Source organism: Paenibacillus sp. lzh-N1, from assembly GCF_002872435.1.
GTDB classification, from domain to species: domain Bacteria; phylum Bacillota; class Bacilli; order Paenibacillales; family Paenibacillaceae; genus Paenibacillus; species Paenibacillus polymyxa_C.
In genome coordinates this window covers 2,101,862-2,117,579 of sequence record NZ_CP025696.1, presented here as the reverse complement: position 1 = coordinate 2,117,579, position 15,718 = coordinate 2,101,862, and the positions used below count along the sequence as shown (strand labels likewise).

The window sequence follows — 15,718 nt, the reverse complement described above, 5'->3', positions numbered from 1 at the left end:
CAACTCAAATTGAAATCTTCCCAGTTGCTGTGCGCAGTGCATCAATTACTCCGTCGAAATGATCAAATACCGTTCCAAATTCCACTTCCGGTCTGGAAATTAAAATGACGTGGATACCCAGGTCCAGAGCAGATTGAACCTTCTCATCCACTGCTCCTGTGCGTCCGCTTTCCTTGGTGACCATCACGGTCGTACCAAAGTGCTTGTACAATGCTTCGTTCAGCTCACGGGAAAAGGGTCCCTGCATAGCAATAATATTTTTTTGCTCCATCCCCAGTTCGCCACATTTCTCCATATTGTCCAGACGCGGCAGCATACGTGCAACCAGACGAATCTCCGGATCTCCGAGTAAATGCTTGGTGAACGTGCCAAGCGTCTTACTGCCCGTCGTAAGCATGACAGAGCCTTTGAGTTGCTTCGCTTCTAATGCCGCTTCTTCATAGGAAGGAACGATATGGAGCAACGGATGATTGTCATACACTAGTCCCGTCCGCTCGTAGCGGATATAAGGAACCCCCGACTCGCGAGCGGCTGCCATCGCATTCGCATGTGCTTCCTCTGCAAAAGGATGACTGGCATCAACAACAGCCTTTATCCCCTTCTCCCGAATCATTGCACCCATTTCGTCGGCTGTCATTCGGCCTGTACGCACGTCCAGTCCTGCTTCGGACAAGCTGGCCGCCGCGCTTTCGGTTACGACCGAAGTCAATACATTAAAGCCAATGTCACGAATTTGCAGCGCCAATTCCCGTGCATCGCTCGTTCCACACAGCATGAAAATCATGAGCCATTCACCTGCCCGGTTACGTTCACTACAGACGGCGTATGTGAATGATCGTGATCATGGTCATTATGGCTGTGAGCATGGACATGATCGTGAGCGTGGTTATGTGTATGGTGCTCGTGATGATGATCATGCTCATGTGCATGGTGATCATGATCGTGATGATGGTCGTGATCGTGATCATGGTGGTGATGGTGGTCGTGGTCATGGTCGTGGTGATGATGGTGATGCTCCTGCGCTTCCAGACGGAACTGGCAGTTATCACAATTAGCCGTAACCTTACCGAACAAGCCTTCATTAGCTCGCTCCAGCACCAGCTCAACCAATTGAGGATGGAAGCCAAAATATCCGCCCATTTCCACTTGTAATGCAGGGTGAGCCTCAGCAAATTCCTGGGTCATTTCTTCGATGCGCTTAATCAGCACCCCTGTGAACAGAAAATACGGAAGCACGATAATCTTTTTGGCACCCAATCGTACGCAACGCTCCAGACCATCGGGAAAGGAAGGCTGCGTCACACCGATAAAGCTGCTTTCTATCCATGTATAAGAAAGCTTCTCCCATAGCATACGGGTGATTTTGAAAAAGTCACTGTTCGCATCTGGATCGCTACTTCCGCGTCCTAATACAAGTACCGCTGTTTCTTCGTTGGATACCTCGGCAGATGCCTCCACCGCGCTATGCATCCCCGCTGGAACGGCAACCGGACGGGTTTCTTTCAAGCGGTCCAGCAGTATGCTAACGATTTTCTCGTGAACGCCAATCGGGCGTCCGTATACAAATTCCACCTGCGGATATTTTGCCTTTGCCCGATCAATAGCCATCGGGATATCAATTTTGGCGTGCACTGCTGCGAACAAAATAATCGGAATAAGAACGACACGTGTCGCCCCTTTCTCCACACACGCCTGTACTCCTTCGGCAATACTTGGGCGTGCCAACTCTAGGAAACAGGTTTCTACACACGTACCTGGCGCCCGATCTGCCACCGCCTGTGCAAATTCCAGCAGTTCCTGATTACCCTCTGGGTCCCGACTTCCATGTCCAACCAACAATATTGCATCCACTGCTGTTTGTTCCTCCTCATTTATAGGGATAGTCTACATACGCCCTATTTTATATATATGCTTGTATCCGGTTCATCAAGCCTACCAACCTATTAATCACCACAAACCGCGTTCACTTCTACTGTTGCCGGTGCATCTTCATGCCGGAAACCCGCAACGATGCCTACACGTTTGAAAAACTTATGAAAACGCTCGTTCGGATGCCCTTTTTCCTTGTATTCAGCGATAATATTCTCCACGATGTCCGTAATCTGATCACCCGGAATTCCTTCCGCTACGGGCTGAGCGGCATGAGCATTACGGCCAAATTTTTTGCCGCCGAGGAAAAGATCATATCCTCCCTTGCGGTAGACAATTCCGATATCCTCCAGCACCGCTCCATAGCAGGCCATGCCGCATCCGTTCAAAGCAATGCTCGTTTCCTTGGGTGCCTGTAATCCGCCGAGTACAACCTGTAGGTGCTCAGCCACAGGCACAGCGTCATCTTTCTCCATATTGCAGAAGTCGCACGCCTTGACCTTAAACACATCGCCGAGCGGCATGACAATGAATCGTTCATCCCGCAGCCGACCGACCAGTTCCTCAGGGTCTAGGCACGGCACGCGCAGCACGATCTGATGATCTGGCGTGTATTCCAGCTCGCCATCATCACCCGCTACCTCGGCGAGCAGTGCCATCTGCCGAGCAGTGAACTTCTTGTTTCCCACGCCAGGGGAAACCCCCACCTCAAACAGCGCAGGCTTGCCAAAGCCGCCTGACGCCTTCGCAGCCGCAGCTCCTGCTCCGGCCCCTGCTGCCGTTCCAACGGCGCTCTGGGCGGTAGGCGCTTGCCCGCTCCAGCGAGCGTTGGCTTCGCCTGGCAGCTTGCCGCCAACAGCAAGACGACCGAGCGCCTCTGCTGCCAGCGATGCTGGGGTCGCCCCGGTTTGCTTCGCAGGCGGCACCTGTACAGCAGCCATCGCTTGCGGGCGTGCCTGCGTGGCAACCGCAGCACCGCTCGCGGAAGGCCCGGTAGGCGCAGTCAGAGCTCCGCCTCCCTGCGGTGCATCTAGCGCGCGATCCTCTTGCGCGCCCAGCGACCACGGCTCCGCTTCCGTGCGAAGCCGCTGATGCGGTTTAAGCACCTGTTCGGTCGCGTCCAGCGTGTATTTACGCTGATAGCCGCGCGGAGTCACGATTAAGCCGTCATACACTGTCGTCGAGGAATTGCCGATGATTACGGTCGTCAGCATCCCGATATCATGGTTCAGCATATCTTCCAGCGTCGTCACAATAACCTGCTGACGTTCACGATAAGCACTCTTCACCAGCCCAACCGGAGTCTGCGGATCACGGTAACGAAGCAAAATGGACTGCGTCTCCACAATCTGGCGGGTACGCCGACCACTACGCGGGTTGTATAATGCAATCACAAAATCAGCCGAAGCCGCAGCTTCTACACGCTTCACGATTGTTTCCCACGGGGTCAGATGGTCACTCAGACTGATCGTGCAAGCATCATGCATAACTGGCGCTCCCAACAACGAAGCACAGGATTGAATAGCCGAGATCCCCGGCACAACCTCCACCTCAACCCCGTCCTCGCGACGCCAGCCTTTTTGCATCAGCACTTCGTACACCAGACCTGCCATGCCATAGACCCCAGCATCTCCACTGGAAATGACGGCTACCTTCTTGCCCATCTCTGCTTGGCGAACCGCCTCCTGCGCACGGCTCACTTCCTCTGTCATCCCTGTGCGTACAATCTCCTGTCCGTTCAACAACGGACGGATCAAATCAACGTAGGTATTGTAGCCGATAATGACCTCACTTTCGGCCAGCGCATCCAACGCACGTTTTGTGATATGTTCCATATCTCCTGGTCCAAATCCAATCACCAGCAATTTTCCTAATGGGCTCATCGTGCTCCTCCTATCATCCTTTTCAGGGCAGCTATACTATCTATTTCAATAATTTGTGGCATCCTGTAACTCGAAAAAACCCCATCCTGCCCGGATGGGGTTCCTATGTACGTATCTCTCTCATCAGACGAAACAGCGTAAGAGGACAGTCTTGTCTTCCTCCAATCTGCCGTTGTTTTCCATCTGTTTTGTTTACGCTTCAAACGCTGCTGCACGTTCATATCCACGCAAACCTCTAACCAACATGGAAAAAGCAACGTGTGCCTGATTTCCTGATTTCGTACACCCATCCTCTCCGCGAAGGTTAACGGTGCATACAGATCAAGGTAGGTCTCCTGGCTTGGCATCAACGGATTCTTTCGTCTTCCCCGTTTTGTACGAGTGACCATTTAAAAGAATCCTCTTCCTTACAGTGGCGGGACCGCTCGGGACTTGCACCCGATTCCCTGTTACCCTTTGCTCAACCGCAAAGGCACCTTGTCTGTCCGCTATTTGATTATGGGTCTTATCATAACCTTGCCTCAATCAGTTGTGCAAGCACGAAAAAAGCTTTATTTCAAGTTCTCTGCCTTATTTTTCAGCATATGCAGCAATTCATCCGGGTCCGCAGAGATACTCAGTAGTGCTGGATGATCAGCTCCGGTAAACCCTTCCTGCACGCTATGACGTACCATTTCTATCAACGGGTCAAAATATCCATTCACATTCAGCAGCCCAATGGGCTTGCGATGTATGCCAATTTGCGCCCAGCACAATACCTCGAACAGCTCCTCAAAGGTTCCCAACCCACCCGGAAGGGCTATAAACGCATCAGCCATCTCACTCATCGCCGCTTTACGTTCATGCATGCTTGCTACCTCAATAAACTCGGTAACTCCCTGATGAATGATCTCTGCATCGAATAACAGGGTGGGCATAATGCCGGTGACCTGACCGTCACCCGCCAGCAGTTCATCCGCTACTTTACCCATCAGCCCCCTGCTGGAGCCACCATAAATTAGACGGATATGCTGGCGAGCCATAGCTTCACCCAGCTTGCCTGCCGCCTCAACATATACCGATGAATGTCCAGGTCTGGACCCTGCAAATACACAAATAGAATTCATAAACGTCTCAGCTCCTGTCCTCAATATCATGCATCGAAACTTATTCATTATATTAGATAAATATTTTCGCTATAACAAAAAACTTTGTCGATGCATGTCCAACAAAAAAAGATAAAGACCTCGTAGGCCCTTATCTCTATTTTACGCTGTATTAGTAAATATAAGTTCATTTTAGCTTACTGCATTATCATTTCTAGCTCATTTCAAATGACCGTTCACGCTCTTCAGACCACAGCCATGCACCGAATCACTATGTTCAAAATATTTGCCCAGCTCCACCATCATCGCACCCATGCGCTCTTCAGTTGGATACACGATTCGTTCAATCCCTTCTTCCAAAATGGATTGTGCGGTCACCTTGCCCACCGATACAGCAATTACATCTTCACGAAAAGCTTCCAGTAAATCCTCAAATCGATTTTGCTCTCTGGCATATTGGGCCAAAAATCGGATTTGCGGACCACTCGTGAACGTAACGGCATCAATCGTACGGTTTATAACATCATCTAGTAACGCCTGCAATTTTGCTTCTTCAGGTGGGATATGCTTATAAGGAAGTACTTGGCGGGTCACTGCGCCCTGCTCATCCAGCCACTCTACCAACCGGGGGGCCGGATCTCCATGCAGTTGCAACAGCACTTCCTTCCCCTTCAGATCATATGGGGCAAAGGCCCGTGTCAATCCGATCAAACTTCCGTCCTCGTCCCGTACTGCTGGCGTAAAGCCACGCTTTTTGAGTCCATTGACCGTCTTGTAGCCCCGTGCTGCAATGTTGGAGGATTGCAGCAGCTCTATAATCTGCTCGGCCACGCCCATATCCTCCGCCATATCGAACAGAGCATCCAGTCCCATACCGGTCGTGAAGATGTACCAGTCCGGAGGGTTCTTCACCCATGATACAACAGCGTTGCGCAGCTCGATATCATCTAGAAAAACAGTCCCCTGGGCCGGACGCTCTACTGGCTCGCCCCCCATCTTCATAACTAGCAGTGCCATTTCTTCTGCTTTACGGGGACCGGCAAGAGCGACTCTCTTACCTGCCATGCGTTGTGCCATGCTGTTGCCTCCCTTGTAGAAGTCATATTTCTTTCTACCAAGTATACAATCAGAGAGGCAAAACACAAATAAGAATTACTTTTTCGATAAATATAGTAATCTTATAAGTGGGTGTGTCCTGTTTCGCTTTCCTGCTGGCCTTCTTTCTGATCACTTCTATCCCTCTCCCTACCAGATGAGGACTTATCATCGTTGCCACTCCCTTTAAATTTGGGCCGTAGCAACATCCACAGCAAGAAGGGCATGAATACAAAAAAAATGACCATCACCGCAGTCCATTCCCGGCTAAAATCATAAATTTGTACGATATTGGAGAACAGCATAAACGAACAGACATAACCTAACAAACCTACGGGCCAAACCATCAGACTCCCCCAGACATGGGCAAACATACGCTTTACCGCCAAACTGGTAACGTACAGATCAACTCCAATCTTCGTAAGAAAGGTGGGTACGGTCAGTGCTGTCACGAACAAGTCGAACCGATCCAGGAAGTCCGTTAGCTGCAACTGACGCACCAGTTCATACGATGGATAAAACAGTCGTGACAAGATAGGAACTCCAATCACTAACTCCGACAGCAACACCAGCATGATCAGAATAGCGGTTCCGAGTAAATGCCCAAACCATGCACTACGTCCATTATAGCTCTTCCCAGAAATCACAAAGGGAACGATCATGATATCGGCCATATATCCGAGCATGCGCCAGCTACCCTTGATCACTCCATCTACCTCCGGATGTAAATAGGGTCTCAGCATTGAAAAATCCATATTACCTCCAAAAAAAAGCGGCATAGTCAACAGCGTCACAATCAACAACGGGACAAAAATCTCGGTCATATTGATGAGTGTATTCATTCCACCTTTAACCATAAATACCATAGTCAATAGCACAATAAGAGATACGACCACAATCGGAGTCAGCGGCAAAAGCACCACCTCCACCAGATCGGTAATAATCCTCAAATCCCGCGCAAAAATGATCAGGAATAAAATAAGGTAAATTGCAAGCAGTAAACGCCCCAGCACAGGGTGAGAGCTTACCATCGCCTGCATCAGATCCTGATCAGGAAAGCGCCGCTTGAGTCTCAACATCGCCCAAATCGGCAAGCATAGCACAATAGCCGCAATTACACAGGTCCAGTAGGCATGCTGATTCGCGTGATCTGCTGCCTGCGCTGGAGCATGTATAAGAGTAATACCGACCTCCATTAATATACCAAGCAGCACAATTTGTCTGGTTGTGAACTGTTTCATGCAGGTACATCCTCCTTTTTCCCGCAGGCATCCATTACACGATTTACAACGCGGTGGGGAGCCACATGTCAATAAATCGGGTCAGCCAAGTAGCCACATAAACAGTGCTCTTCGTCGATGTGCCGTAAATCCAGATACCAATGCTAATGACATACAGTACGCGGGAGACCCAGCGATTGACGGCAGGTGCATTGCTAATACGTTTACGGTCAATCAGATACATGAAGAGCATAGCCAGCAATAAAGGTAATAGAAATACTTTATTCATTCTGGATTTGCTCCTTTTTGACCCCGAATGGTTTGGTGACCGCACCGATATTCTCAATATGGACGACCGGATCTATGGTGACCTCCACCTTGGGATACAATTGCTCCCACTGAGGTTTAATCCGTTTCCACTCATCCGGGTGATTCGTAATTATAGCCCGGCCCAAGCCAAGCACGTCTGAATGATACTTTTGCTGGATTTCCTTGACGGCCTCTCCCAGCTCCCTCTTGATTTCCTCGACCGTCTGCTGCTCCAGCCACTTCAAATTTTCCTCTCTGGAAATATCGAAGCTCGTCTCATTTTCCTTCACATTCCCATTGCAGTTCATATGAATAGTCATTCGAATTTCGTTCCCCCGAATAAAGGGCTTGATATGGACTTTATTTTCGATGAGATGCACAGATATGTAACCTCTACCTTTGGGAGGGGGGATAAAAATTTCTGTTTCCTTGGCTTGCTCCATACCCAACAGTAGAAACCGGCTGAGGTGATTATCAATAACCCCTGTTAACCTGTCTTGTCGAAAGACAGCCAGTCCATCGACCTGAATATTTGTCTTCTTGTCTTTAAGACTATCAGGCCCATTCTTCACCAGAGACATTACCGGCACTACCGGATCAATGCCTTCCAGCAGGACGGAATTCATCAGCAATTTAACGGAACGAGGGTTCTTCATATAGGAAAAGTTGAGCTCACGCACCATTTCTGCTGGATATTGCTCAATCGGAGCATCTGCCTGAAGCATTTCCATCGCTGACCCCTTTGTGATAACAACAAGGGAAGACAGGCGGTTCTGCGGAATACGTGCAATGACATCCATCATTTTGTTAATCCCTTCTCGTGCCAGCGTCTCCCCGAGCAGCAGCACCCGTCGATGAGAATAATTCAGCGTCCGCGAAACCTCTCGCTGTTCCTCAGTACTTGCTCCCCGAAAGCTTGGACCTGTTTTGGACTCCAGGTAATAGGACTTCGTACCACTTGTACCTCCCCCTCCTCCTGTGCTGCCCGAAGATCCGAGCTGTCCGGGCAGAGCAATTTGCATCGTTACCCGGTATTGATCGCCTTCCTTATCAAGCCCGGTACCCATCACAAAGGCCACATCATTCACTTCACGACGATCCCAACATCCTCCCAAAAGAACAGAACAAAGCAGTAGACAACAGAGTACAGCTGCTTTACGCATTTGCTGTGTATTCGATGTGGGCTTCATCACCATCCCTCCTCGGTTTTAGGCGATCCATTCATCTCTTTCTTCGCTCGTTTGTTGTTGTCTTTACCAATCCATGAAGGACGTTTGGTCATTTTCCACCAAGGTGCACGGACGATAATATCCTTTTGATCCATATGGTTGTACGGGCTATATCCACTCATATAAGGGACACCAAACGATGTTAGCTTGGTTAGATGCGTAGCAATCAGCGTTGTCGCAATAATGATGCCAAACAATCCAAATAAACCAGCCATCAGCATGATTGGAAATCGCAGTAGACGAACCGTAATGGCAAAATTAAAACGCGGTATGGTAAACGAGGCAATACCTGTGAGCGACACAACAATGACTATTGGCGCCGATACGATCCCTGCCTGTACTGCGGCCTGCCCAATAACGAGCGCGCCCAGGATACTGACGGCCTGACCGACCGTTTTGGGGAGACGAATCCCAGCTTCTCGCAACGCCTCAAAGGAAATCTCCATCATCAACGCTTCCACCAGTGCTGGAAAAGGGATGGATTCCCGAGCCGCCGCTATACTCAAGATGAGCGTCGTCGGCAGCATGTCATGATGATAGGTTGTCACCGCTACATATAATGCTGGCAGAAAGAGAGCCATGATGAGAAAAAGAAACCGAATCCAGCGCACCATATTACTGATGAAGAAGCGCTCGTAATAATCCTCGCTCGCTTGCATCATTTGCCACATCGTGACTGGTCCAATCAGGGCAAAAGGGGTTCCGTCCACAAAAATGGCAAAACGTCCTTCCAATAATTGCGCGGTGACGGTATCCGGACGTTCAGTGTATTCCATTTGCGGAAACGGCGAATATGGGTGATCTTCGATCAGTTCCTCAATATATCCAGTCTCCAGAACACCATCAATTTTAATATCGCTGAGGCGCTTTTTAACATCCTCCACCAGCTTCGGATCTATGATCCCTTCGATATAGGTAAGGACGACACTCGTTTGGGTTTCTGTTCCGAGGGTCATGCTGTGCATCTTGAGCTTGGAGGTTTTCAGCTTGAACCGTAGCAGTGCCGTATTCACGCGAAGTGTTTCAGTGAAGCCCTCACGCGGCCCGCGAATAACAGCCTCGGTCTGCGGTTCCTCCACACCACGGCGGACGCCCCCCTTGGCGCTGAAAATATAAGCACGAGCCGTTCCATCTACGAACAGAGCGGCATTGCCGTCCAGTATCGCTGCCGATACCTGCTTCCATTCATCCATCGTTTTGGTCTGGGACATGGAAATACGAGTCTCATCCAGCGGCTCCAATTTGCCGTTCACTTCAGGGTCCTTGAGCATCATGCCCAAGATGACAGGCCGCAGGATATGATCCTGCAAATCTTCTGATTTTACCGTGCCTTCGAAATATGCCAGCAACCCTTTTCGTTCAGGGGAAATCATGAGCTCTCGGTAGACGATATCAGAGCATTCCTTGAAAATATCACGCAATGCGACCCTATTGTCTTCCAGACTGCTGCGCAGTGGCTCTTCTAGCCATGAAGACTCCGGCAGCCCTTTAGGCACACGAGAAGAATTTCGTGTTTTGCGCTCACCGGTTGGAATCGCTCTCCGGCTCCACGGTAGCTTTGGCAACTTGGGAAAGCGCCCTTTCTTCATCGTTAGTCCCCCCTTTACGAATAAGCCGATCAGGTAAATATGACATATAGGATGTACCAGCCTGCAAAGGATTATGTATCCAATGAACTCACCATCTTGAACACATAGCAAAAAGACCCTGCAATGATGCAGAGCCTTCGAAAATCGATTATACATTCGAACATTTATGATTAAGAAGATTTAGTCTCCCCAATACTCCTCGGGATGGTATTCAATCTCAGAACCAGCTTCAAACGTAAGCTCACCGATCTGAGCATGATATTGCACACTTTCCGGGGTGACGTAATACCAATGCTTTACCACGGGTCCACCGTCTGCGGGCGTTACAAAGCGAAATACGTTCAGCTCCTCGCTGAAACGCACAATCGCCTCCGCTGCCTCACGCGGCAACTCTTGAAGTGTGAAGCGAAACACGCCGTCCGCCAATTCCAAACGACAATCAAAACGCTGCTTGCGGCTGTCAGCAAAGCTTCGCCCCGTGACAGCATGCTTGATCAGCCATGTTTCCTGCTGCGCCATTGTGCGCACCTCCTTTTAGGGCAAATCAATCAGCATATAAAAAACAGAATCTTCTGCCTTCAGTGATAGCTTCGGCTCCTCCTCTATACGAGCAGAATCGCGCCCTTGCAGAAGATATTCACCGTTCACACGCAGTGAGCCCTCGATGACGAACAAGAACACGCGCCGACCCTCGGCCTGTGTGAATTCGACTTGTTCCCCGGGCTGAAGTTTGCTTAAATAAATCGTTAAATCCTGATTGATTGAAGCTATTTCACCCTCCGTGCCTGGTACACGCTTTCCAGCAACAACAGGCAGAAGCTGACCGTGCAGACGCTCCGTATTGAACGCTGTAGTCTCATAGGAAGGTTGCAATCCTCTCGTGTGCGGACTAAACCACAATTGCAGCAGACTGACATCCTCGGTTTGCGAAGCGTTGTGCTCCGTATGAATGATGCCATGGCCCGCTGACATTCGCTGAATGCCTCCAAAACGGGTCACTGCCACATGTCCACGGTTGTCTTCATGACGCAGTTCCCCATACAGTACAATGGAGACAATCTCCATATCGCTGTGCGGATGCGCCCCAAAGCCCCGGCCCGGTGTGATGACATCGTCATTACAGACACGCATAGGACCAAACGCTGTATTGTTCTCATCCTGATACTCCGCGAATGAAAAGCTGTGGCTCCCCCGCAGCCATCCCTTATCGAAGCTGAATCGGGAAGCAGCCGGATATATTGTAAACATAATAGCCCTCCTTCAGGATGAACAATGAGATCAAATCCCTCTCATTGTACCCGAGCCCAAGCGATAAAGCTACGCTTCTGTCTGAGTGGTAATTTCATCTATAAAAGACTGCAAGGTACTGGTAACGAAGGCCTCCTTACGGCGGATAAACACCGTTGTCACTTCATTGTAAGGCTCTGGGATGGCATGACCGCACACAAGACCTTGAGCCACCAGCCCGCTGATCGAGGATTCGGGAAAAACGGTCATTCCAATGCCTGCTGCTACACTACCGATAATCGTCTCAAATGTCCCAAACTCCATGATCCGCTTGGGGATAATCCCCTCCATTTTGAGCCAGGTTTCCAGTCTTCCCCGATATCCGCAGCCTTTTTTATATACCAGGAGCGGACGAGTTGCAAAATCGTCAACCGAAAAGTCACTTCCTTGAGATACGAGGACCAGCTTTTCCTGAAATACATCAAACTGTTCAATGAGCGGATGCTTGACCGGTCCGGTTACAAAGGCTCCATCCAGTCGCATTTCTGCAACCTCCTGCACCAGTGATTCCGTAACCCCTGCCTTAAGGGACAATTCGACATCCGGGTACTTACTGTAGTAAGCATGCAAAATGGCCGGAAGGGCAATGACAGTCTCCACGATACCAATCTCCAGTACCCCTGAAGGTGCGGAGGTGTTCTGAAACGCATGCTTCATTTCCTCAAATTGCGATAAAATGCTTTTCGTATATTGCAGCAGACGCTTACCCTCAGCATTGAGGATCATCCCCCGCTTATGTCTATAAAATAAAGGTGTCTGCAGTTCCTTTTCCAGTAGCTTGATTCTGGCCGTTACATTAGACTGGACGTAGCTAAGCTCGGCTGCCGCCTTGCTGACACTGCCATGTGCAGCCACCGTCTGGAAAATGTTTAAATCGTTCAGATCCACTACTGTTCCCCCTTATTGTGAAGGGCAAGGGCCACCAAAATTGACGCGCCTTGTCACTTATCATCATTTTAAATGATCATAATGTTTATTTTCAATCATTTTACCAACAGCTTCCTATCCTTTATGATGTGTCCATAAGATATGTCCGCTGAGACCGGCAAGGAGGAGCTTTTGTACACCATGAACAAACAGATCATGACCGGATCTTTATTATGCCTGATCGCCAGTATGTCCTGGGGGGCGATGTTTCCGGTTTCGCACATTGCATTACAGCATATTAATCCACTGTACTTTTCATTTTTGCGCTATTTATCGGTTACACTCATATTAATTGTGCTATTGTGGCTCAAAGAGGGACGGACTGCATTTCGCTTTGAGGGCAAGGGCAAGGTGTTGTTGTTCTTCGGAACTATGGGATTTACCATTTATAATATGGCCGTTTTCCAGGGACAGCACGCGATGGGGGCAGCAGGTACCCTTGTTGCTTCCATTATGGAAGTGCTAATGCCGATGATCTCCATTGCGATGGTGTGGGTCATGACCCGTAAAATACCTCCAAAATATACATTAATCAGCATGTTGATTGCGCTGGCTGGAGCATTACTGGTTATCACGAACGGCAAATGGACCTTTTTCACGCTTGCCGGACAACATCTATTGGCGCTGCTGCTTATTTTCGTAGGTGTCGTCGGATGGGTCGTATATTCCATGGGAGGCAGTCATTTTGCAGGGTGGTCTACGCTTCGATATTCAACCTTGACCTGCCTGCTTGGAACTCTGGTCTCTTTTGTAGTCGTGACCTTTGCCTCTGCTTTCAACTGGATTACAGTGCCGGATTGGCAACACGTATGGTCAGTCAAATATGAAATGAGCTTTATGATCCTGCTTCCAGGGCTAGCGGCCTTGCTGAGCTGGAATGCCGGAATCCGCAAGCTGTCTCCGCTGAACGGAATTCTATTTATTAATTTTGTACCGATTACCACGCTGATACTTATGTATTTCCAAGGCTATACCATTAGCCGTTATGAACTGTATGGGACTGTACTGGTCATTTTCGCACTGATTCTGAACAATATGTTTCAGAGAAGTTCTCTGCGTCCGTCCAACAGCTCACGGGGTGCCCGTTTCCGTCTGAATCGCCGCAAGTCGTTCAACGGTGACTTCTAACCCTGCGAACCAAAAGGTTTAATAAAACATCAAAAAGCGCCTGGATACGGAATATAACCTCCGGTATCCGGGCGCTTTTTACCATTTATGATTTCTCTTCAATCTGGAAACGTCCAACCAGTTCGCGCAGTTCCTCTGCCATTTGACTGAGGTCTGCTGTGGATGAAGCAATTTCCTCGATGGAAGCAAGCTGTTGCTCAGCCGCTGCTGAGATCGACTCGGTGTTGCTCGCCGCCTCGTCCGAAATATGGGAAATATCGCTCATAATATCCACGACACCTACAGTCCCCCGTGCCATTTCCTGAGTCACTCCGGTAATTTCATGGATATGCCCCATCGCGCGTTCAACAGCCTGACTGATTTCCGCAAAGGAATGCTCCGATGTGGTTACCGAATCAATACCTTCCGTCACCCGTACCCGTGCTTGTTGCATCGCGCCTAAAGCATGGTTCATATCCACCTGCATCGCTTCAATGCGCTCCGAGATCAAGGTAGCCGATTTTGCGGATTCTTCAGCCAGCTTGCGTACCTCTGCAGCAACCACGGCAAATCCTTTGCCATGGTCCCCAGCCCGTGCCGCCTCAATGGATGCATTCAGTGCCAACAGATTGGTCTGTTTGGCGATACCAGATATAACACTGATAATATTCACGATTTCACCTGAACGCTCACTCAGGGAGTCCATAGCGTGTCCAAGATCATGAACAGTCTCGTCGATATCATGCATTTTCTGTACAGCCTGCGTAGCAGCCTTGCTGCCTTCCTGTGCCGACTCGGCATTCATCTTCACATGTTCAGATACACCCACCATGCGCTCAGATACATCCGCTGCTTGCTGAGCCAGTCCCTCCATACTCACAGAGCCATGCTTGACGCTTTGCAGCTGACGTTCGCTGCCTACAGCTACTTCCTGAATAGCAATAGTAACATGCTCAATGGCTTGGGTCGTCTGATCTGCACCCGCAGCCAGCTCCTCCGCTGAAGAACTTACCCGATCAGTTGTTTCGCGTACGCTTCGAATCATCGTACGCAAACTATCCACCATGGTTTGAAAATGAGCAGATAGTTCGCCTACCTCATCTGTTTTTCCCGTTTCTAAATCGCCCGTCAAATCTCCTTCACTGATTCGTTCTGCTGATTTTTGCAACTTACGAATCGGAACCAGAACAGAACGGGTAATCAGGAAAATCGCAATAAGCGCAATCACCAACGAGGCAGCCAGCACAATAATGGTTACATAACGCATGGCAGCGGTGGCATCGCTAATCTCGGATCGATAGAAGGTACCCGCAATTTTCCAGCCGGTATCCTCATTCGTTACATAGGTCAAATATTTTTCCTGACCTTCATACATATAGTTAAAGTTCCCGCTCGGCGCAGTGTACAGCCTATCAAGAGAATTATCCTGAGGTAATGAACCCGCTTTAGCCGTAGGGTGGACTACGAATTTCTTCGTGTGATCCAGAATGACGATATACCCCTCCTGGCCCACTTTAATGGAGGCCAGTTTACGTACACTTTCCAGATTCAGAGAGACCCCGATCACGCCAGACTGGTCGGAAAGCGTCCGAGATACGATGACTACAGGAATGCCTGATGAATTGATGATAACAGGGGTGATCACTACCTTGCCCGGTTGCTTCATCGCTTCGATGTACCATGGTCGTGTGCGTGGGTCAAATGTTCCTTCGTCCTTTTTGGGCACTCCACGGATCATCAGCCCCTTCGGTGTTCCCACGAAAATATCCTTCGCGTCTTCGTGCAAGCCTATGTATTGGATCAGCTTGGGCTGAATCAAGGGACTGTTTGGCCCATCAATCATCGAACCGTCGAGGCGTTCCGCCAAATATCCCACATCTTCAATTTTACTGGCGATTGCATATTCAATAACGGAGTTAGCTGTCGTTACCCCCTGATTTGCACTGCTGTAAAGCCGTTTCTCCATAGCATTATATGATGATTTATAGGTTGCAATGGAAATACTTAAACTCGGAATCAGCAAAACAAGTAAAAAACCTAAAATTAACTTGTTCCTGAGTGTCCAAATTGTCTTTCTCTTTCGCCTTGTTCCCATGTATCTTTCTTCCCCTTTGCTTA

At 49.3% G+C, this 15,718-nt stretch carries 14 protein-coding genes and 1 riboswitch; of the genes, 1 reads left to right on the top strand and 13 read right to left on the bottom strand.

What is annotated here, in order from left to right:
* Nucleotides 1–4: 4 nt before the first annotated feature.
* The 12 genes from cobK to C0638_RS09525 form a co-directional block, all read right to left on the bottom strand.
* Nucleotides 5–784 carry a precorrin-6A reductase gene (cobK, locus tag C0638_RS09585; protein ID WP_058711252.1) on the bottom strand — a complete coding sequence of 260 codons (780 nt, stop codon included), beginning with the start codon at nt 782–784 and terminating at the stop codon, nt 5–7.
* On the bottom strand, nt 781–1,851 hold the full coding sequence (locus C0638_RS09580) for a sirohydrochlorin chelatase (RefSeq protein WP_058711251.1): 1,071 nt from the start codon (nt 1,849–1,851) through the stop codon (nt 781–783). Before C0638_RS09580 ends, cobK begins: the two co-directional genes overlap by 4 nt.
* Nucleotides 1,852–1,943: 92 nt before the next feature.
* The gene (gene cobJ, locus C0638_RS09575; protein WP_058711250.1) at nt 1,944–3,752 is read right to left on the bottom strand and encodes a precorrin-3B C(17)-methyltransferase; all 1,809 of its coding nucleotides are present in this window, start codon (nt 3,750–3,752) and stop codon (nt 1,944–1,946) included.
* Nucleotides 3,753–4,060: 308 nt separating this feature from the next.
* Nucleotides 4,061–4,246: riboswitch (cobalamin riboswitch) on the bottom strand.
* A 57-nt stretch (nt 4,247–4,303) separates the two neighbouring features.
* Nucleotides 4,304–4,858 carry an LOG family protein gene (locus tag C0638_RS09565; protein WP_016324847.1) on the bottom strand — a complete coding sequence of 185 codons (555 nt, stop codon included), beginning with the start codon at nt 4,856–4,858 and terminating at the stop codon, nt 4,304–4,306.
* 198 nt (nt 4,859–5,056) lie between these two features.
* Nucleotides 5,057–5,914, bottom strand: a complete 858-nt coding sequence (locus C0638_RS09560; RefSeq protein ID WP_058711249.1) for a uroporphyrinogen-III synthase — start codon at nt 5,912–5,914, stop codon at nt 5,057–5,059.
* Nucleotides 5,915–6,015: 101 nt separating this feature from the next.
* Nucleotides 6,016–7,173 carry a GerAB/ArcD/ProY family transporter gene (locus C0638_RS09555; protein WP_058711248.1) on the bottom strand — a complete coding sequence of 386 codons (1,158 nt, stop codon included), beginning with the start codon at nt 7,171–7,173 and terminating at the stop codon, nt 6,016–6,018.
* Nucleotides 7,174–7,216: 43 nt separating this feature from the next.
* Nucleotides 7,217–7,441 (bottom strand): hypothetical protein, encoded by a 225-nt coding sequence (locus tag C0638_RS09550; protein ID WP_013373530.1) that lies wholly within the window; start codon nt 7,439–7,441, stop codon nt 7,217–7,219.
* The gene (locus C0638_RS09545) at nt 7,434–8,651 is read right to left on the bottom strand and encodes a Ger(x)C family spore germination protein (RefSeq protein WP_016324850.1); all 1,218 of its coding nucleotides are present in this window, start codon (nt 8,649–8,651) and stop codon (nt 7,434–7,436) included. The genes C0638_RS09550 and C0638_RS09545 overlap by 8 nt, the downstream gene beginning before the upstream one ends.
* Nucleotides 8,651–10,279 carry a spore germination protein gene (locus tag C0638_RS09540; protein WP_025675829.1) on the bottom strand — a complete coding sequence of 543 codons (1,629 nt, stop codon included), beginning with the start codon at nt 10,277–10,279 and terminating at the stop codon, nt 8,651–8,653. Before C0638_RS09540 ends, C0638_RS09545 begins: the two co-directional genes overlap by 1 nt.
* A 180-nt stretch (nt 10,280–10,459) precedes the next feature.
* Nucleotides 10,460–10,798 (bottom strand): hypothetical protein, encoded by a 339-nt coding sequence (locus tag C0638_RS09535; RefSeq protein WP_013373533.1) that lies wholly within the window; start codon nt 10,796–10,798, stop codon nt 10,460–10,462.
* A gap of 15 nt (nt 10,799–10,813) precedes the next feature.
* Complete coding sequence (locus C0638_RS09530; RefSeq protein ID WP_025675828.1) at nt 10,814–11,527, bottom strand: pirin family protein; 714 nt, start codon at nt 11,525–11,527, stop codon at nt 10,814–10,816.
* A 69-nt stretch (nt 11,528–11,596) separates the two neighbouring features.
* Nucleotides 11,597–12,454, bottom strand: a complete 858-nt coding sequence (locus tag C0638_RS09525; protein ID WP_013373535.1) for a LysR family transcriptional regulator — start codon at nt 12,452–12,454, stop codon at nt 11,597–11,599.
* A 180-nt stretch (nt 12,455–12,634) separates the two neighbouring features.
* On the opposite strand from C0638_RS09525, the gene C0638_RS09520 reads away from it, so the two are divergent.
* Nucleotides 12,635–13,621 carry a DMT family transporter gene (locus tag C0638_RS09520; protein ID WP_058711247.1) on the top strand — a complete coding sequence of 329 codons (987 nt, stop codon included), beginning with the start codon at nt 12,635–12,637 and terminating at the stop codon, nt 13,619–13,621.
* An 85-nt stretch (nt 13,622–13,706) separates the two neighbouring features.
* Here C0638_RS09520 and C0638_RS09515 read toward each other — a convergent pair whose 3' ends face one another.
* Nucleotides 13,707–15,695: a methyl-accepting chemotaxis protein gene (locus C0638_RS09515; RefSeq protein WP_102163455.1), complete on the bottom strand. Its 1,989-nt coding sequence runs from the start codon at nt 15,693–15,695 to the stop codon at nt 13,707–13,709.
* Nucleotides 15,696–15,718: the final 23 nt, after the last annotated feature.

Bases quoted from the DNA above. Each gene is read 5' to 3' on its own strand.
- cobK (WP_058711252.1), bottom strand. From the start codon at position 784: ATGATTTTCATGCTGTGTGGAACGAGCGATGCACGGGAATTGGCGCTG.
- cobJ (WP_058711250.1), bottom strand. From the start codon at position 3,752: ATGAGCCCATTAGGAAAATTGCTGGTGATTGGATTTGGACCAGGAGAT.
- C0638_RS09565 (WP_016324847.1), bottom strand. From the start codon at position 4,858: ATGAATTCTATTTGTGTATTTGCAGGGTCCAGACCTGGACATTCATCG.
- C0638_RS09560 (WP_058711249.1), bottom strand. From the start codon at position 5,914: ATGGCACAACGCATGGCAGGTAAGAGAGTCGCTCTTGCCGGTCCCCGT.
- C0638_RS09555 (WP_058711248.1), bottom strand. From the start codon at position 7,173: ATGAAACAGTTCACAACCAGACAAATTGTGCTGCTTGGTATATTAATG.
- C0638_RS09550 (WP_013373530.1), bottom strand. From the start codon at position 7,441: ATGAATAAAGTATTTCTATTACCTTTATTGCTGGCTATGCTCTTCATG.
- C0638_RS09545 (WP_016324850.1), bottom strand. From the start codon at position 8,651: ATGAAGCCCACATCGAATACACAGCAAATGCGTAAAGCAGCTGTACTC.
- C0638_RS09540 (WP_025675829.1), bottom strand. From the start codon at position 10,279: ATGAAGAAAGGGCGCTTTCCCAAGTTGCCAAAGCTACCGTGGAGCCGG.
- C0638_RS09535 (WP_013373533.1), bottom strand. From the start codon at position 10,798: ATGGCGCAGCAGGAAACATGGCTGATCAAGCATGCTGTCACGGGGCGA.
- C0638_RS09530 (WP_025675828.1), bottom strand. From the start codon at position 11,527: ATGTTTACAATATATCCGGCTGCTTCCCGATTCAGCTTCGATAAGGGA.
- C0638_RS09520 (WP_058711247.1), top strand. From the start codon at position 12,635: ATGAACAAACAGATCATGACCGGATCTTTATTATGCCTGATCGCCAGT.
- C0638_RS09515 (WP_102163455.1), bottom strand. From the start codon at position 15,695: ATGGGAACAAGGCGAAAGAGAAAGACAATTTGGACACTCAGGAACAAG.